This window comes from Psychroflexus longus (assembly GCF_020164595.1).
GTDB classification, from domain to species: Bacteria; Bacteroidota; Bacteroidia; order Flavobacteriales; family Flavobacteriaceae; genus Psychroflexus; species Psychroflexus longus.
In genome coordinates this window covers 76,285-95,143 of the sequence record NZ_JAIQZE010000007.1, presented here as the reverse complement: position 1 = coordinate 95,143, position 18,859 = coordinate 76,285, and the positions used below count along the sequence as shown (strand labels likewise).

Sequence of the window (18,859 nt, the reverse complement as noted above, 5' to 3'; positions counted from 1 at the left end):
CCGAAACGTAAATTTCGGAATTTGTGTTTTTATAAATTTCAGTTCTTAAGATTTGTAGTAGTTAAGAAGTTCAGTCGTCGAAGAATCATGTGGATTTTTGATTTGTGAAGATTGAATATCTTTCAACGTGTTTTTAGCTAATTGTTTTCCTAATTCAACTCCCCACTGATCATAACTGAATATGTTCCAGATCACACCTTGTACAAAAATTTTATGCTCATACATGGCTACTAATTTTCCAAGGGATTTAGGAGTGAGTTCATCTATCAAAATTGAAGTTGTAGGTTTATTTCCTTCAAAAACTTTGAAAGGAAGTAACTTTTGAATTTCTTCAACCTCTAAGCCTTGACTTTTAAGTTCCGAATGAACTTCATCTTGAGATTTACCCTTCATTAAAGCTTCAGTCTGAGCAAAATAATTAGCCATCAAGATATCGTGATGGTTTGAATTACCGTGCAACGATTTTTTAAAACCGATAAAATCAGATGGAATTAATTTTGTTCCTTGATGGATTAACTGGAAAAATGCATGTTGAGAATTGGTTCCTGGCTCACCCCAAACAATAGTTCCCGTCTGGTAATTCACCTTCACTCCTGCTCTATCTACACTTTTTCCATTGCTCTCCATGGAGGCTTGTTGAAGATAAGGCGCCAATTTTTGAAGATATTGCGTGTAAGGAATAATTGCTTCGCTTTCAGCATTCATAAAGTTATTATACCATATACCAAGTAAAGCCAGGACAACAGGCATGTTTTCCTTAAAATCTGAAGTTTTAAAATGCATGTCCATCTCTTCTGCTCCATCCAGTAAATCCTGGAAGTTTTTGGAACCTACACTCACAGCGATTGAAAGTCCAGCGGCACTCCACAAAGAGAAACGTCCACCAACCCAATCGTACATGGGGAAAATATTGTCTTTATCAATACCGAAATCCTCCACTGCAGAAATATTGGTAGAAACAGCAACGAAGTTATGCTTAACATCAGCTTTAGTTGCAGATTCTAAGAACCAATCTCTTACGGTATTTGCATTTGTAAGGGTTTCCTGAGTTGTAAATGATTTAGAAACAATGAGAAATAATGTGGTTTCAGGGTTAAGATTTTTTAAAGTCTCTAAGACATGATCTCCATCCACATTTGAAATAAAATGTGGTTTTATTCCTTTCTGGTAATAAGCTAAAGCATCAACAATCATTTGCGGACCTAAATCGGAGCCGCCAATACCAATATTTACAACGTCTGTAAATTTTTTACCAGCATATGATCTTCGATTTCCAGAATTAACTTGATCGGCAAAAGTTTTAATTTTATTCAAAACAGCTTGAACATCTTCAAAAACATCTTTATCATCAACTTTAGCTGAATTGTTTTTGGAAGACCGCAAAGCGGTATGGAGTACTGCTCTACCTTCGGTTTCATTGATTTTATCACCTTCAAAGTAGGCCTTTATAGCATTTTTTAAACCAGCTTCTTCAGCAAGATTGAGTAATTGCTTGAAAACATCCTGATCGATTAGGTTTTTGGAAAAATCAACTAGAAAATCCTCATTATGAATGGAAAAATTATCGAAACGTTTAGAATTTGACGCGAATAACTTTCCTAAATCATATTTTTTATCAGAAAGTGAACTAAGTTCTTTCCAGGATTTATAATGTACTGGAGATTGAGTTTGTAGAGGCATTTATTTTACTTTTAAAACGTTGTTTTTATAGTGATCTATAAGACCATCAATAGGTCTTCTTATCACATTTCCAATATCTAAGTGATAACGCTTTGCTACATCTCTAATGATGTCTTCAGAAAAGAAAGCTATGGATCCTATAAAATGAATAGGGACACCTTGAGCCTGTTTAAAACACATCACACGTCGCTCAATAAACTTTTCAATTCCTTCGTAAATCAACTTATAGAAATAACCATTTCTTTCTTCAGAAGTGAAAATAAATTCAGCAAAAGAAGCTAAATAAGTGTTTGGATTATCTTCTTTGTAAACGTTTTTTTTAATTGTATCTGCGTCTAGATCATAGCGCTTTTCAAACTCGCGACTCATGTGGTCTCCCATAAATTTATAGTAGTAATCACGAATAAGACGTTTACCAAAATAATTTCCACTCGCTTCATCCATGAGGACATATCCAAGAGATTCTATCTCCATGTGGACATTTTTACCATCAAAAAAACAGGAATTGGAACCAGTTCCCAAAATACATACAATGCCAGGTTCTGTAGTTGCGGCTAAAGCTGCAGCTACCATATCTTCATCAACATTTATTTCTGCTTCCTCAAAAAAGCCTTGCAAAATATCTGTAAGATTCTTTACTGGAGTCGGGGTTCCACATCCTGCGCCATAAAAATCAACTCTGGAAACTTTAGGAATCATTTCCTTTAACTCGTCATTTTCCTTTAAACGAGCTTTTAAACTTTCTGGTTTAAAGACGGCTGGATTCAAACCTTTGGTTCGTGTCCTGGATTCTACTTCACCTTGATCGTTTAATAGGATCCAGTCACATTTTGTTGAGCCACCATCTGCTATAAGTATCATGAAATTAATTTTAGGTTAAAATAAAAAAAGCTTATTTCCAGTTAAGAAATAAGCTTTTTAGTGAAGTTGATAATTATAATTTAGCAACGTGTAAGGCTAAATCTACCATTTTAGCAGAGTAACCATATTCATTATCATACCAAGATATTAACTTAAAGAAGTTATCATTCAAAGCAATACCAGCATTTGCATCAAAATTGGAGGTTGCTGTTTCAGATACAAAATCCTGAGAAACTACTTCATCTTCATAATACCCTAGAACACCTTTCATAGGTCCATCAGCAGCGGCCTTCATTGCAGCTTTTACTTCTTCGTAAGTTGCTGATTTTTCTGTTCTAACCGTTAAATCCACTACAGATACATCTGCGGTTGGAACACGGAAAGCCATACCGGTTAACTTTCCTTCAACTTCTTTGATCACTTTACCTACAGCTACAGCGGCACCAGTACTTGCAGGAATAATATTATTAATGGCGCTTCTACCCAATCTGTATGCTTTAGCTGATGGTGAATCTACAGTGAATTGTGTTGAAGTTGCAGCGTGGATAGTAGTCATTAAACCTTCTACAATTCCAAAGTTATCATTGATCACTTTGGTGATTGGAGCAAGACAGTTGGTTGTACAAGAAGCGTTAGAAACAATGGTATCTTCTGGTTTTGCATCATTTTCATTTACTCCCATCACAAACATTGGTGCTGTTTTGGAAGGTGCAGAAATCACAACTTTTTTAGCACCAGCATCGATGTGTGCAGAAGCGTTGTCTTTTTCTTTAAAGATACCTGTACATTCTAAAATTACCTCAGCGCCTACTGCATCCCATTTCAGTTGTTTCGGATCTCTTTCAGCAGTAATTCTGATTGATTTTCCGTCAACAACAAGATTTCCATCTTTTACTTCAACAGATTTATGAAATCTTCCGTGAACTGAGTCATATTTAAGCATGTAAGCCAAATGATCTACATCTAATAAATCATTAATACCTACAATTTCTACGTTTTTATTATCCATTGCTATTCTGAAAGCAATTCTGCCAATACGGCCAAAACCGTTAATTCCTATTTTTGTCATAATTATTGAATTTTAATTTATTTGTAATTAAGTGGACACGATATCTGCAACTCTTAAGAGATCAGTATCCAATATTTTTTTAATGTTTATAGCAGTCTCAAAGGGTACGTAAACAATTTTCTTATGTTCTATACCTACCATTATGTTCGATTTGCCTTCCATCAACGCATCAACAGCTCCAACTCCTAGTCGACTTGCCAAAACTCTATCAAAACAGCTTGGAGATCCTCCACGTTGAATATGCCCTAATACTGTAACTTTAACTTCATAACCTAAAAGACTAGATTCTATAGATTCTGCTACTTCAGCTATATTCTTTCCAATTTGATCGCCTTCAGAAACTACTACGATACTAGAAGTTTTTCCAGTTTTTCTACTTTTATCAAGAGATTCTATTAGCCTATCAATTCCCAGATTTTCTTCAGGGATAAGTATTTCTTCAGCTCCAGCTCCAATACCACTATTTAAAGCAATATCTCCAGCATCTCTTCCCATAACTTCAACCAAAAATAATCGGTCGTGAGAACTCGCAGTATCTCTTATTTTATCAATTGCTTCCACAACCGTATTAAGAGCGGTATCGTAACCTATTGTATAATCAGTTCCATTGATATCATTATCGATAGTACCAGGAATTCCAATAATTGGCATATCATATTCTTTGCTGAATATTGAAGCACCAGTAAAGGTTCCATCACCGCCTATAACTACTAAAGCATCAATGTTACGAGATTTTAAATTTTTGTAAGCTTTTTGACGGCCTTCCTTAGTCATAAAGTCTTTTGAGCGAGCGGATTTTAAAAATGTCCCACCTCTATTAATGGTATTTTTTACATCCCGAGCACCGAGCTCAATAAATTCATTTTCTATAAGACCTTGAAAACCTCTATAAATACCGTCACATTTGAGACCAGAGTAAGCTGCATTTCTTACTACAGCGCGTATAGCAGCATTCATACCCGGAGAATCTCCTCCAGAGGTTAGAACTGCGATTTTATTTATTTTTTCCATTAATTTCAAATATAGTCTAAATATAAGATTCTTTGTAAACAACTTATTGACTAAAACGATTTCGATGCCTAAACATTATCAAAAATTTATAAAATTTCTACAAAATTACCTTTCAGACAAAATTTTGTATTCCCAAGGCTCGAAATTGTGAAATTCATTTGTTTTTAGTTCAATATCATCAGAAGTCATCATATCTTGAAATTTACCAGAAATTGAAAATTTGAACTCTTGTGGATCTTCAGAGAAATTTGCCACATAAATTAGCTTTTTACCTTCTTTCTCCCTTTCAAATGCAATAATATTTACATCATTAGTCGTTGTAATTCTTTGATACGAAGCGGCCTCTTTGGCACCATTTAATGGCTTAAGTTTATTTTTAAGTTCACCTAATTTTGTATGTACATCCCAAATTTTTCCTTTAATTTTTGGAATAGAGTCTTTTTCGAAAAACTTCAACCTGTAATCCATACCGTACTCTTGTCCGCTGTAGATCAACGGCATTCCAGGTAAAGCGTAGGTAAAAGCCAGCATTGCTTCAGAAGCCTCACCCATTCGTTCCTTAACGGTTCCATTCCATGAGTTTTCATCATGATTGGTGATGAAATTCATCAAATAATCATCTTTTTGATAAGTTGTATCAATTTTCATCATATAGTTATCCCAGTCTTCAACAGTCATTTCGCCTTGAGCAATTTCATTCATAATATGATGACCTTCCCAGTTATAACCCATATCAAAGGCTTCGTAAAACAAATCTTTATCTTCACTTTCTGCCAACATAAAAACTGGCTTTTCTTTTTTCAGTTCAGGGACAACATAATTCCAAAAATCTGTGGTGACGTTTCCAGCTACATCACAACGGAAACCGTCAATATTTTTCTCTTTAACCCAGTAAACCATTTCATCCTTCATGGCTCTCCATAAAGAATCATTCTCGTAATTGAGGTGAGCAACATCGGTCCAACCCCAGGATTCACCAGTATCTGGATTGATGGGGTCTGTAACTTCACCATCCTTATTTTTATGGTAGTATTCTGGATGCTCTTCAATCCATTTGTGATCCCATCCTGTATGGTTAGCGACCCAATCCAAAATAACATACATGTCATTATCGTGAGCAGTTTTCACTAGATTTTCAAAATCTTTCATAGATCCAAATTCAGGATTAATGGCTGTGTAATCCGAAATCGCATAATAACTCCCCAGGTATTTTTTCTTTTCTTCTGCATCTTCTATATCTTCTATCGATAAGTCTGGAGTGGCTTTTCTATTTTTCATAGAAATAGGATAGACAGGCATCAACCAAATAACCTTCACGCCTAACTCCTTTAATTGAGGAATATCTTTTGTAAATCCTGAAAACGTACCTTCTGGTGAATATTGACGAATATTCGCTTCATAAATTACTGAAGATTCTAGTATCTCATTGGAAATCGGTTCAAAAGATTTTTGATCTTCACCTTTTTTGTCTTTCCTTTCTTGTTGACACGCTATCAAAAATAGCATAAGACCTAAAATGATTGATAATGTTTTAATATGCTTCATAAACTTATTTTTTAATACTATTTATTCTGAATTTACCGTATAGTAAAACAATCGAAATTATAGATATGTTAGGGAGTTTTATTTAGAACTAAGTATTGTAAACCCTGATGGTACTATGATGTCGCTTTCAAAACTGAATTCTGAATTTTCTAAGACACTTCTGAATTTGATTGTCGATAATTTCAATTCTTCAAACCTTGAAGCTTTTATTAATTTTTCTTCGGCATTAGTATTCAGAAAAGCGACTACAGTTTCATCCTCATGAATTCTGAAGACTGGATAAATCCCATCAAAAGGAGCAAAATGAACCATTTCTCCTTCCAAAATTGCTTCAGAATTTTTTCTGAAATTCAGTAAGGTTTTCAAAAACGTCTGAAATTCTTTTTTCTCAGTATCTAAATTTTCTCCAGTAAACGCATTGACTTCGTCACCTTCCCATCCTCCTGGAAAATCGGTTCTGATCAATCCATGATCACCTCTCTTCTCTGAATTATCCATCAAGATTTCAGTTCCATAGTAAATTTGAGGGGTTCTTGGCAAAGTGAGGATCAAGCCCAGAGCCATTTTTGTTTTAACAACATCCTCGTTGAGCTGAGTGAAAATCCTATCCATATCGTGATTATCTGGAAAAATCATAATATCCTTTGGATCTGAATAATTAAAATCATTAGCCAATCCCTCATAGATTTTCACCAAACCATTCCCCCAGCCTTCGTTGCCTTCATTAAGAGCCTGAACAATTTTCATTTGCATGGGAAAATCCATAACTGACCTCAAATTGGATTCATAACCATCTTTGTTCTGAGCGCCATCTTGCCAGTAACTCACCAGCACTTGATCGGTAGTCCACTCCTCCCCTACAATATTGAAATTAGGATATTCATTCATAATCGCTCCAGCCCAGTCGGACATAAAATCTTTGTCGGGGTAAGGATAAGTATCCTGACGAATGCCATGCAATTGCAAAGTTTCTACCCACCAAATGCTATTCTGAATAATGTATTGCGCTAGAAATGGATTCTTTTGGTTCAAGTCTGGCATAGTCGTCACGAACCACCCCTGATTATTCAGTTTTGTATCTATATCTGAAGCGTAAGGATCCTGATTTGTAGAACGCTTATGGTTGGAAGTCGGAATATCTTTCCCAGATTCGTATTCTTCTTGAAAATTCAACCAATCCTCAAAAGGCAAATCTTCCATCCACCAATGCCCACTTCCACAATGGTTGGCCACCATATCCATGATCAAGCCAACTCCTTTTTCTGAAGCTTTTTCAGATAACTCTTTGTACAAGTCTAAATCTCCAAATCTTGGGTCAACTTCGTAAAAATCGGTCATCGCATAACCATGATAAGAAGAGGATTTCATGTCATTGGTCAATAACGGACTCGACCAAATACTGGTAAAACCCATCTCTGAAATGTAATCCAAATGATCTGTAATGCCCTGGATGTCTCCTCCATGTCTAGCGTAATCGTTTTTGCGATTTACTTTCGCTTCTCTTAAGTTTTCAACGACATCATTATTGGTGTCACCATTAGCAAAACGATCTGGAGTAATTAAGTACACCACATCTGTGTGGTCAAAACCAACAAAATCCTCCGCCGATTGTTCTCTTGATTTTAATTCGAAGTCGAAACTTAAATTTTTAGCACCTCTTTTTTTGAATTTAATCTCGAAAGTACCGGCCTCAGCAACTTTAGAAATTTTTAAATCTATGAACAAATAATTTGGACTGTCGGCTTCATGGATTTTTATGATTTCAACACCGTCATGTTTTAGTTGGGGCTGATAAGTTGAAATATCATCAGCATGCACTAAAAGTTGGATTTCATTCATTTGCATACCGACCCACCAATTTGGAGGTTCAATACGAATATCTTGCGCATTTAAGTCAACCGAAAACAAATTCAGAAGAAAAAAACAAGACACTAATTTATAGGTAAGAATTTGATATTTAAATTTCATAGCCTTTATTTTTCAATAATACTCATTGCAAAACCACCACCTGCAGCAGACTTCAATTTCAAAGTCGACCTGCTAGTCACTTTTTTGGTTGAAATCTTGTAAGCTTGTGGATTGGTTTTGTAGTGGGCATCTTTAGCATCAGCATAAATGGTGGCTTCGTATGTTTTCCCTTTTTCAAGAAAATCTAAATCCACCTTTGTTTTTCTTGGGGTTGTACCATTTACATTACCAAGGAACCAACTTGATGAATCTTTTGCTTTTCTGGCTACAGTAATATATTCGCCTGGCTCTGCTTCCAAATAATGACTTTCATCCCAATCGATGGCGATATCTTTGATGAACTGGAATGCATCCATAAATTGCTCATAATGCTCTGGTAAATCAGCTGCCATCTGCAACGGACTATACATGGTAACGTACAATGCTAATTGGTTTGCTATTGTTGCATTGACATGAGAATTATTATTGGGGTTCAATTTGCTAATATCCATTTCAAAAATTCCAGGGGTGTAATCCATCGGCCCACCAATTAATCTGGTAAAGGGCAAAATAGTAACATGGTTTGGTTTTGAACCGCCAAAAGCCTGGAACTCTGTTCCTCTAGCTGACTCATTTCCTATCAAATTCGGATAGGTTCTGCGAAGTCCAGTTGGTCTCACAGCTTCATGAGCATTGACCATAATTTTATAGTCAGCCGCTTTTTTGACCGCATACAAATAATGATTGATCGCCCATTGTCCATAGTGGCGTTCACCTCTGGGTATAATGTCACCAACGTAGCCACTTTTTACTGAAGTATAACCGTATTTGTTCATGAATTGATAAGCTGTATCCAGATGACGCTCATAATTCCTGATGGCTCCAGAAGTCTCGTGATGCATCATCATTTCAATATTTTTAGATTTGGCGTAGTCATGGATTTCTTCAACATCAAAATCTGGATAAGGCGTGACAAAATCGAAAACAAAGTCTTTAGAATTGCCAAACCAGTCTTCCCAGCCCTCGTTCCAGCCTTCTACAAGCAAAGCATCAAAGCCGTGTTTGGAGGCAAAATCAATGTATTTTTTGACATGTTCTGTATTCGCAGCGTGTTTTCCATTGGGAATAGTTTTAGAATAATCGGTCTCTCCAAGTTTTACAGAGGGCAGCTCATCGGTATAGTTCCAGGTGCTTTTCCCAGTAATCATTTCCCACCATACGCCCATATACTTAATTGGTTTTATCCAAGACGTATCTCCAAGCGCATTAGGTTCATTGAGATTTAAGGTCATATTGGAAGCTAAAATATCTGTAGCATCATCACTCACCATAACAGTTCTCCAGGGTGAAACTGCAGGGGCTTGCAAATAACCTTTGTTACCTACCGCATCTGGCGTTAACCAAGATTTGAAAGTTAAACTCGATTCATCTAAGTTCAAATTCATCAGTGAATACTCTTTTAAAGCTGCTTCATGAAGATTGATATAAATCCCATCTTTAGATTTCATCATCAAAGACGTTTGAACTCCAGTTTCTGCAAACTGCTCCTGCGAAGCGTTTCCAGTCAAGGCATCATCAAATAATCCGCTGATTTCTGAGAGCTTTGATATTGTATAATCGTATTCTTGAGAATCGTAATCCCCCGGAATCCAAAATGCAGTATGATCTCCAGTCATCGCAAATTCAGTATGTTCTTCTTTGATCACGAAATACACCAAATTTTTCTGCTGTGGAAATTCATACCGAAAACCTAAGCCTTCGTCAAACAAGCGAAAACGAATAATGATATGTCTTTCCTCTTTTGGCTGTTCTAAAGTTATAACGAGTTCGTTATAATGATTTCTGATTTCAGACTGTTCTCCCCAGACGGGTTCCCAGGTCTCATCAAAAATTGTGTCTGAAATCTCTTTAATTTCAAACCCATTCATCAAAGATGTATCATCATCTACTAACTCTAAACCAAGCTGACTTTCTTCAATGATTTCTTTTCCTTTATAATTGAGCGAATAAAAAGGTGTACCTGCCTCATTCAATTTAAAATTGAGCTCATGTTCAGAATTTGGTGACTTTAGCGTTTGACCGTAAGTCAGTAAAGAAGTCAGCAATAGACCGAATAGAACAATTGTATTTTTCATGTTTATGTATTTTATTTAATCACTTTCTTTTCATCTTTAACCACAATTTCCAGTGGTTGTCCACTTTCAAGAGTAAAGTTTGTGGTGTTATGATTGATTTCAACTTTCAAAATATGATTTCTGAAATTGATTTTAAACGAGTAAGATGTCCATTCTTTAGGAATTTTGGGCTCAAAATGCAATTGATCGTTTTTCACACGCATTCCTCCAAAACCTTCTACAATACTCATCCAGGTTCCCGCCATACTGGTGATGTGACAACCTTCTTTTACCTCTTTATTGTAATCGTCTAGATCCAATCGAGACGTTCTTAAATAAAAAGCATAGGCCTGATCCATACGATCTAGCAATGCTGCCTGAATACTGTGTACACATGGCGACAATGAAGATTCGTGAACAGTAAAAGGCTCGTAAAAATCGAAATGTTTCTCGATATCTTCTTTTTGGAAATGATGCTCAAAAAAGTAAAAACCTTGTAAAGTATCAGCTTGCTTGATATAAGGAGAACGTAAAATTCTGTCCCATGACCAGTGTTGATTGATTGGACGAATGCTTTGATCCAAATCTCCCACTTTTACCATTTCTTTATCTAAAAATCCATCTTGTTGAAGGTAAACACCATGCTCATCAGAATAAGGAAAATACATATTTTGAGCTACTTTCAACATGGCATCTACTTCAGTATTGGTTAAAGCTGTTTTTTGAATGATGCGCCCATAATCGTCTTTAAAGTCTTTTTCAACCTTTTTCAGATTTTCAACAGCATACTCAATACACCATTTGGCGATGTAATTGGTATAAAAGTTATTGTTGACATTGTTTTCATATTCATTTGGACCAGTGACTCCAAGGATCACATATTTATCTTTTGGAGTTGAAAAGGTTGCGCGTTGATGCCAGAATCTGGCAATAGCTATTAAGACTTCAAGACCCATTTCCGGGATGTAAGAATAATCCCCAGTAAAGCGGTGGTAATTAAAAATCGCATAAGCAATAGCACCGTTTCTATGGATTTCTTCAAAAGTGATTTCCCATTCGTTATGAGATTCTTCACCATTCATGGTCACCATGGGATACAAAGCTGCACCATCGGAAAATCCAAGCTTTTTAGCATTTTCAATGGCTTTATCCAGATGGTTATATCTGTATTTTAAAAGATTTCGAGCAACAGTTTGGTCTTTGGTCGCCATATAGAAAGGAATACAATAAGCCTCTGTATCCCAGTAAGTACTCCCACCATATTTTTCACCAGTGAAGCCTTTAGGGCCAATATTCAATCGGTGATCGGTGCCTGTGTAGGTTTGATTCAACTGAAAAATATTAAATCGAATACCTTGCTGTGCTTTGATATCGCCTTCAATAGTGATATCGCTCATATTCCATATCTCACTCCAGGCTTTCTTTTGCGTATTCAAGAGACTTTCAAATCCTTCTGAAGTTGCCTTTTTTAAGACTGATTTTGCCGCAGTAATCAATTCAGATTTATCGTGATTTAATGAAGTCGTGTAGCCTGCATATTTCTGAAGGCTAATTTTATTTCCTTTAGCAACGTGCTCTTCATAAGAAATGGAAACTTCCATCTCCTTTTCTGAAGGTTTTCCAACAGTTTCAGATTTTTTGCCATTCAGAAATAAGCGAGATTCCATGAAAGTGCATACATGGTAGAATGTTTTCAAGGTGTGGCATTCTATAAATCCCTGATTAGCATTCACTTCTTTGTTAGTGGTTTTCCAGAACTGATCGTCCCAGTTGGTATCCTGATTGGTAATTCCTGAATCTAAATAAGGTTGAAACGTAATGTTAGCATTGGAATTTACGGGTGTCACTGAATAATCAATTACGCCTAATTCTTCATGTTCCAAACTCAAAAACCGCTTTACATTCACTTTTACAGTGACATCGTTTTGAAGTGTAGCCTCAAAACTTCTACCGAGCCAACCTTCTTTCATGTTGAGTTCGCGTTTGAAGTTAGTGACCTTTTTACAGCTGAATAAATCAAGCATTTCATCATTAATAATGACATTGATCCCGATCCAGTTAGGCGCATTAAGGACTTTGGCGAAATATTCTGGATAACCGTTTTTCCACCAGCCGACTCTGGTTTTATCGGGATAATACACGCCTCCTATGTAGCTTCCCTGAAAGCTGGGTCCGGTGTAGGTTTCTTCAAAATTGGCTCGCTGTCCCATAGAACCGTTTCCAATGCTGAACAAACTTTCTGAAGATTGAACGCGATCCACTTCAAAGCCATCTTCTATAATTGACCATGGATTTGGTGTGATATAATCTTGATTCATTTGTGTAATTTTTTTATTTCTTAAAATTTATAAGCGTCTTTAAGACATCTTCACTGATTTCTGAAAAACTTTTAAAGTTAAAATCGGCTTCGCTAAGGACTGATTCATCCCCAATACCTACACTCGTCATATGTGCATTATTTGCTGCTTGGATACCTGCTTGAGAATCTTCAAAAACAATGGAATGCTGAGGCTCAACAGCCAAAAGTTCACATCCTTTCAAAAAAACTTCAGGATCTGGTTTAGCTTTCGAAACTTCATTGCCATCTACAATATATTCGAAGTAAGAATAGAGTTCAACTTTATTTAAAATACGTCTTGCGTTTTTGCTGGCTGAACCTAATGCAATGGGATAATCATTTTCTTTCAAATAATTAAGAGTTTCCAAAACTCCAGGCAAGATATCTTCCTTAGACATAGCGTCTACATAAGATAAGTATTCTTCATTTTTCTTGGTCATCAGATTATTGAACTTTTCTTCTGAAATGGTTTTATTTCCCCATTTTAATATTTTCTCCAGTGATTTAACTCTGGAAACCCCCTTCAATTGTTCGTTTTCTTCTTCAGAAAATAAAATATCTAAAGATTCAGCAAGGTTTTTCCAGGCCAAAAAATGATATTTTGCAGTATCGACGATGACTCCATCGAGATCGAATATGAATGCCTTTTTAAATTCTGATTTCATTTTTTTCTAAATTTTTATCATCTTCATCTTTTACTTTTACTACTAAAATTGCAGCCAATAGTAAGCTCACTCCGGCTGTGACCAAAGCAAATATGGCCTGATCTCCGTAAAGGTATTTCACCAGGGGACCGCCTATTAATGCATTGATAATTTGTGGGATCACTATAAAGAAGTTAAATATTCCCATATACACTCCCATTTTTTTTGGATTAATAGCTCCTGCTAGAATAGCATAGGGCATGGCCAATATACTGGCCCAGGCAACCCCGATGCCTATCATGGACACAATAAGCCAATCTTGATTTGGCATAAAATAAACTGAAACTAAACTCACTCCTCCAATCCCTAATGCAAAGGCATGTGTACGTTTTCTTCCTATGTAGTTGGCTATTTTCGGCAATGACAACGCTACAAATACGGATACAAAATTGTAAATACCAAATAGTACTCCTACCCAATCACCAGCTTCATTATAAGCAATACTACTGGAGTCTGTTGGTGGTAAATCGTAAAAGTGCTGGGCAATTGCTGGTGTTGTGAATACCCACATTCCAAACAAACCAAACCATGAAAAAAATTGAACCCAGCTTAGTTGTTTCATAGTTTCTGGCATTTTAGCAAAATCAGAGAATATATCTATCAGTTTTGATTCTTTCTCTACAATTTCGATTTGATCAATTTTCTTCGATTTTGCAGCTTCAATAGCTTTCATTTCGTCTGGAGAATATTCCTCTGTCGTAAAAACAGTAACCAAAATCGACCCTATAAGAATGATAGCGCCTATAACAAAAGAATATACCAAATGATCAGGAACAGATCCCTCTGGCGCTTTGTTGGAGACTTCAAAAAAGTTACTTAAGATATAAGGTAAAAAAGAACCGATTACAGCACCTATTCCTATGATAACGGTTTGAATACTGAACCCAAGGGTTCTCTGCTCCGAAGGAAGATTGTCTGCAACCAAAGCTCGGAAAGGCTCCATAGCTATGTTGAATGATGCGTCCATTATCATCAACATTCCTGCTCCTACCCACAATGCTGGTAAAAACGCAATAAAAATATCAGCTTGAGGCATTAATATCAAACCGATTGAAGCTAAAAGAGCACCTATCAAAAAATAAGGACGTCGGCGTCCCAATTTAGTCCAGGTTTTGTCACTGTAATGACCTACAATAGGTTGCACAATAAGCCCCATAAGCGGAGCAATAATCCAAAACCAAGAGAGTTGGTGAACATCTGCACCAAAATTTTGCAGAATTCGGCTGGCATTTGCGTTTTGTAAAGCAAATCCCATTTGGATACCAAGAAATCCAAAACTAAGGTTCCAGATTTCTATAATACCTAATTTTCTTTTTTGCATATCGTTCTATTGAAAATTAAAACGATAAACTTTATATGTAACAAAGCCTATCTATTGGAAGTAAAAATATAGCCTTGTATTTTTGCAAATATATTTAAATTTTTAAGTTCTACAATTTTGTAGTCTCTCTCTCAATGATATCCGTTTTTACAACAGTTGTTTTGAAAGGTTCTTCCTCATCATTTGTGTTTTCTAACCTATCTATCAACAATTTAGCAGACTCCATTCCCATTTCAAAGCCATGTTGACTTATGGTAGTGAGAGGCGGAAAGGCATGCTTTGATAAAACCCCATCAGTAAATCCTATGATTTGAAGGTCTTCGGGTATTTTCAATCCTTTTTGACGAGCAACCTTCATCGCTGTTATTGCATAAAGCTCATTGACGGCAAAAAGACCATCAATAGTATTGTTTTCAAAGTATGAGTAGATTTGCTCTTCCAAAAACTCTAAATTATCGTCTGAATTAAATTTATCGTCAATCTTTAGGATTAAATCTTCATTAAGATCAATCTTATTAGTTTTGAGAGCTTTGATGTACCCTTGTGTTCTCAGTTTTCCAACACTTACGTAATCCTTTGTACTTATGATTCCAATTTGTTTACAGCCACTATCTATTAATTTCTGAATAGCTTTTTTAGAGGTTTTGGCATCATCAACAATTACCTTATCACATTCTATCTCATCGATGACCCTATCAAACATAACAATGGGAATACCCTGATCAATAGTTTCTGACAGGTGGTGATAATCTTTCACAGATAAAGTTTCTTTGGCAACAGAAATTATAAATCCGTCTATACTTCCGTTTGCGAGCATTTCAAGGTTGATGACTTCTTTTCTAAAGGATTCGTTGGATAAACCCACGATAACATTATAACCTTTATCGTTCGCATGATGTTCTATACCAGATATGACGGTGGTGAAAAAGTGATGCACTATCTCGGGGATGATTACCCCAAGCGTTTTTGTTTTCTTGTTCTTAAGGCTGAGTGCAATGTTATTGGGTTTATAGTTATACAGTTTTGCAAATGCTTTCACTTTTTGTTTCGTCTCTTCCCCTATTTCTTTACTATCTCTCAAAGCTTTTGAAACTGTTGAGACAGAGACATCTAATTCTTTGGCAATGACTTTAAGTGTCGGTTTCTGTTTCATTATTTTAATCCAAAATATTTTACCTCTCAAATTAAGCAATAATTATAGAATTAGCTGTTTTAATTCATAAAAATAAAAAGTTATCAACACGAAAACGTTGTAGCTGCGAATCGTTTAAGGTTGTTGAGATTTGTTTATATAAATTTAACATCGGAAGTAAAAATATAACCCATTAATAACACAAAACAAGATTTTATGCGAACAATTAAACTTTTAGGTCTGTTGCTTATGCTTTTGCCTATAAGTATTTTTGCCCAATCCACTGTGAGTGGAACTGTAGTTGATGATATTGGTATGCCAGTACCAGGAGTAAACATTGCAGTAAAAAATACTACAAAAGGAACAACAACCGATTTTGACGGAAATTACTCAATCGTTTTAGAAAGTGGTGAGACTTTGTCGTTTAGCTATGTAGGCTATAGAACACAGGAAGTTACTTTCGATGGTAATAATACAACGATCGACATCTCTTTAGTTGAAGATGCTCAGTCTTTAAATGAAGTTGTGGTAGTTGGTTACGGTGACCAAACGGTGAAATCCATTTCTGGTTCTGTGGCATCAGTAACTGAAAAGGACTTCAACAAGGGAAATATTGTAACTTCAGAAAGTCTTATCCAGGGACGAGTCCCAGGATTATCTGTCACTAAAGGCGGAGGTCCGGGTTCTGGATCTGAAATCCGTATTCGTGGTGGATCGTCTTTATTTGCAAATAATAGTCCTTTAATAGTACTGGATGGTCTTCCTCTAGATAATAATCAAGCAGATGGAACCCGTTCGATTTTATCAAGTATTAATCCGAACGATATTGAATCCTTTTCTGTATTGAAAGATGCTTCAGCCGCTGCAATTTATGGTATACGAGGTTCAAATGGTGTCATCATTATTAATACCAAAAAAGGAAGAGGAAAATTAAGCGTCAATTTGGATGTTCAGCAGAATATAACAACTATAGATAATACTATAGATGTTCTAGATGCAGGTCAATTTCGAAATTTAGTTCGAGAAAATTTTCCAGATCGTTTGGCTGAGCTTGGAAACGCAAACACCAATTGGCAAGATGAGATCTACAGAAATGCAAAATCTTCTGACATTAACTTAAGTGCTCGTGGTGCTTTGTTTGGAGAAATCCCAGCAAGATTATCGCTTAACCGATCAGATCAACAAGGATTAAGAAGAACATCAAAATTTGATAGAACTACTGCCTCTCTATCCTTAAACCCTAGATTATTTGAGGATCATTTGAAAATCGGACTGAACGCCAATTACAGTAATGAAGATAACCGTTTTGCGGATGGCGTAGAAGGAAATGCTATTGCTTTTGACCCTACTCAACCAGTGAGAAGTCCTGGATCACCTTATGGAGGATTTTTTGAATTTCAGGATAATGATGGCTCTGCTGCTTCCAATGTTCCAAGAAACCCTGTCGCTCAACTTTTACAAACCAATAATATAAGTAACGCAGATCGTTTCTTCGGAAACTTAAATTTAGATTATAAGTTTCATTTTTTACCAGAATTAAGGTTAGTCACCAACTTAGGTTATGACAGAACGGAAAGTGGAGGTTCATTTTCTAGACCCAGAGAAAGTGCACTTGGTGTAAATGCAGAACAAGGTGAATTTATAGGAAATGAGTCCAGATATTCCAATAAAAGAACAAATACTTCTGCGGATGCGTATTTTGTTTACGAAAATAATTTTGGAGATTTTGGTTTAAAAGCTACTGCAGGTTATTCTTACCAGAAGTTTGAAAACGAACAATTTACGACTAATGAATTACTAGATCCAAACGCTCAAGAGGCTAGGACAACAATTGCTGATGACGTCGTTTTAATTGGATATTTTGGAAGAGTTAACTTAGATTATAAAGAAAAATATTTTATTAATGGTTCTCTTCGTAGAGATGGAGTTTCAAAATTTGCTCCAGAAAATCGATTTGAATATTTCCCTTCCGTTTCAGGTGCATGGCAAATCAGTGAAGAAGATTTCTTAAAAGACAGTTCTGTCATAAGTAATTTAAAGTTGAGAGCTGGATGGGGTAAACTTGGCCAACAGGATGTTCCATCGACATCGGATTATTTAAGACGTTATCAAACTGGTCTTTCTAATCAGCAGTACAGATTTGGAAGTCCAATCACACCATTCCAGCCTCTTTACACCAATCCAAACATAAGCTGGGAAATTTTGACTGAAATAAACTTAGGAGTTGATTTTGCGTTTTTTAACGATAGATTTTCAGGTTCTGTAGATGTGTTTCAAAGAACTGCGGATGACTTGCTATCCCCTGCTCCTGTTGCCGATGGTGCGAATTTTTCAAACCAAGGATTCCAAAATATAGGTCAATTTGATACAAAAGGTATTGAAGTCAATTTAGATTACAACGTCATCAGACAGGATGATCTAAATTGGAATGTAAATTACAACGTGACAGCTATAGATCGTGAAATTACACGTTTAGCCTTTGGTCAAGATATCCTGGCTGGAGGAATTGCCGGTGGAACTGGTAATAATATTCAGGTATTGAGAGAGGGCACTTGGCCAAATTCATTTTTTACCTACGCCCAGCTCTACGACCAAGCTGGACAACCTATTGAAGGCGCCTATGCAGATATAAATGGTGATGGAATTGTTAACGAAGAAGACCGTTACATTTCTGGAAACGGGCAAGCCGATGTATTAATGGGATTTCAGTCTAACTTGACCTACAAAAATTTTGATTTTAATTTCAATTTAAGAGCAAGTTTTGGAAATGAAATTTACAATAACGTGAACTCCTCCAGAGCCCAACTTGGTAACTTAGATTTAGTATCGCCAAATAACTTACCTACTCAAGTGCTTGAAACAGGATTTGCTAGAACTCCCGATGTTATTCTATCAGATTTTTATCTCGAAGACGCTTCATTCTTAAGAATGGACAATATTACATTAGGATATACCCTAAGAAATTTTGACAGAAGTTCAACAAGCCTTCGCTTTTGGATGGGATTACAAAATGCATTTGTTATTACTGATTATTCAGGTGTTGACCCTGAACTTGGTATTGGTGGGATTGATAACACAATATATCCACGTGGAAGAACTTATTTACTTGGCGTTAACTACAATTTTTAAATCAATAC

The 18,859-nt window shown here is 36.0% G+C and carries 12 protein-coding genes; 1 reads left to right on the top strand and 11 read right to left on the bottom strand.

The features are described from left to right. Positions 1-45: 45 nt before the first annotated feature. The 11 genes from pgi to LB452_RS07930 form a co-directional block, all read right to left on the bottom strand. Positions 46-1,680: a glucose-6-phosphate isomerase gene (pgi, locus tag LB452_RS07980; protein WP_224461210.1), complete on the bottom strand. Its 1,635-nt coding sequence runs from the start codon at positions 1,678-1,680 to the stop codon at positions 46-48. Continuing rightward, positions 1,681-2,541 (bottom strand): BadF/BadG/BcrA/BcrD ATPase family protein, encoded by an 861-nt coding sequence (locus LB452_RS07975; protein ID WP_224461209.1) that lies wholly within the window; start codon positions 2,539-2,541, stop codon positions 1,681-1,683. Between the two features lie 73 nt (positions 2,542-2,614). Further along, a complete protein-coding gene (gap, locus tag LB452_RS07970; protein ID WP_224461208.1) occupies positions 2,615-3,610 on the bottom strand; it encodes a type I glyceraldehyde-3-phosphate dehydrogenase in 996 nt (331 codons plus the stop codon). A gap of 27 nt (positions 3,611-3,637) precedes the next feature. After that, positions 3,638-4,621, bottom strand: a complete 984-nt coding sequence (gene pfkA / locus LB452_RS07965; protein ID WP_224461207.1) for a 6-phosphofructokinase — start codon at positions 4,619-4,621, stop codon at positions 3,638-3,640. Positions 4,622-4,726: 105 nt separating this feature from the next. Then, positions 4,727-6,166, bottom strand: coding sequence for an alpha-amylase family glycosyl hydrolase (locus LB452_RS07960; protein ID WP_224461206.1), 1,440 nt, complete (start codon positions 6,164-6,166; stop codon positions 4,727-4,729). 78 nt (positions 6,167-6,244) lie between these two features. Beyond that, entirely contained in the window at positions 6,245-8,134 is a 1,890-nt protein-coding gene (locus tag LB452_RS07955) for a glycoside hydrolase family 13 protein (protein WP_224461205.1), read from the bottom strand. A gap of 5 nt (positions 8,135-8,139) precedes the next feature. Continuing rightward, on the bottom strand, positions 8,140-10,248 hold the full coding sequence (locus LB452_RS07950) for a glycoside hydrolase family 97 protein (RefSeq protein ID WP_224461204.1): 2,109 nt from the start codon (positions 10,246-10,248) through the stop codon (positions 8,140-8,142). 11 nt (positions 10,249-10,259) lie between these two features. Next, positions 10,260-12,545, bottom strand: a complete 2,286-nt coding sequence (locus tag LB452_RS07945; protein ID WP_224461203.1) for a glycoside hydrolase family 65 protein — start codon at positions 12,543-12,545, stop codon at positions 10,260-10,262. 13 nt (positions 12,546-12,558) lie between these two features. Next, on the bottom strand, positions 12,559-13,230 hold the full coding sequence (gene pgmB, locus LB452_RS07940; protein ID WP_224461202.1) for a beta-phosphoglucomutase: 672 nt from the start codon (positions 13,228-13,230) through the stop codon (positions 12,559-12,561). Continuing rightward, complete coding sequence (locus tag LB452_RS07935; protein ID WP_224461201.1) at positions 13,214-14,590, bottom strand: MFS transporter; 1,377 nt, start codon at positions 14,588-14,590, stop codon at positions 13,214-13,216. The genes pgmB and LB452_RS07935 overlap by 17 nt, the downstream gene beginning before the upstream one ends. A gap of 109 nt (positions 14,591-14,699) precedes the next feature. Further along, complete coding sequence (locus tag LB452_RS07930) at positions 14,700-15,743, bottom strand: LacI family DNA-binding transcriptional regulator (RefSeq protein WP_224461200.1); 1,044 nt, start codon at positions 15,741-15,743, stop codon at positions 14,700-14,702. Between the two features lie 195 nt (positions 15,744-15,938). Here LB452_RS07930 and LB452_RS07925 point away from each other — a divergent pair, with 195 nt between their 5' ends. Beyond that, positions 15,939-18,851: a SusC/RagA family TonB-linked outer membrane protein gene (locus tag LB452_RS07925; protein WP_224461199.1), complete on the top strand. Its 2,913-nt coding sequence runs from the start codon at positions 15,939-15,941 to the stop codon at positions 18,849-18,851. Positions 18,852-18,859: the final 8 nt, after the last annotated feature.

What these genes read in the sequence shown, in the direction of transcription:
- pgi (WP_224461210.1), bottom strand. Translation starts at nt 1,680, where the DNA reads ATGCCTCTACAAACTCAATCTCCAGTACATTATAAATCCTGGAAAGAA.
- LB452_RS07975 (WP_224461209.1), bottom strand. Translation starts at nt 2,541, where the DNA reads ATGATACTTATAGCAGATGGTGGCTCAACAAAATGTGACTGGATCCTA.
- gap (WP_224461208.1), bottom strand. Translation starts at nt 3,610, where the DNA reads ATGACAAAAATAGGAATTAACGGTTTTGGCCGTATTGGCAGAATTGCT.
- pfkA (WP_224461207.1), bottom strand. Translation starts at nt 4,621, where the DNA reads ATGGAAAAAATAAATAAAATCGCAGTTCTAACCTCTGGAGGAGATTCT.
- LB452_RS07960 (WP_224461206.1), bottom strand. Translation starts at nt 6,166, where the DNA reads ATGAAGCATATTAAAACATTATCAATCATTTTAGGTCTTATGCTATTT.
- LB452_RS07955 (WP_224461205.1), bottom strand. Translation starts at nt 8,134, where the DNA reads ATGAAATTTAAATATCAAATTCTTACCTATAAATTAGTGTCTTGTTTT.
- LB452_RS07950 (WP_224461204.1), bottom strand. Translation starts at nt 10,248, where the DNA reads ATGAAAAATACAATTGTTCTATTCGGTCTATTGCTGACTTCTTTACTG.
- LB452_RS07945 (WP_224461203.1), bottom strand. Translation starts at nt 12,545, where the DNA reads ATGAATCAAGATTATATCACACCAAATCCATGGTCAATTATAGAAGAT.
- pgmB (WP_224461202.1), bottom strand. Translation starts at nt 13,230, where the DNA reads ATGAAATCAGAATTTAAAAAGGCATTCATATTCGATCTCGATGGAGTC.
- LB452_RS07935 (WP_224461201.1), bottom strand. Translation starts at nt 14,590, where the DNA reads ATGCAAAAAAGAAAATTAGGTATTATAGAAATCTGGAACCTTAGTTTT.
- LB452_RS07930 (WP_224461200.1), bottom strand. Translation starts at nt 15,743, where the DNA reads ATGAAACAGAAACCGACACTTAAAGTCATTGCCAAAGAATTAGATGTC.
- LB452_RS07925 (WP_224461199.1), top strand. Translation starts at nt 15,939, where the DNA reads ATGCGAACAATTAAACTTTTAGGTCTGTTGCTTATGCTTTTGCCTATA.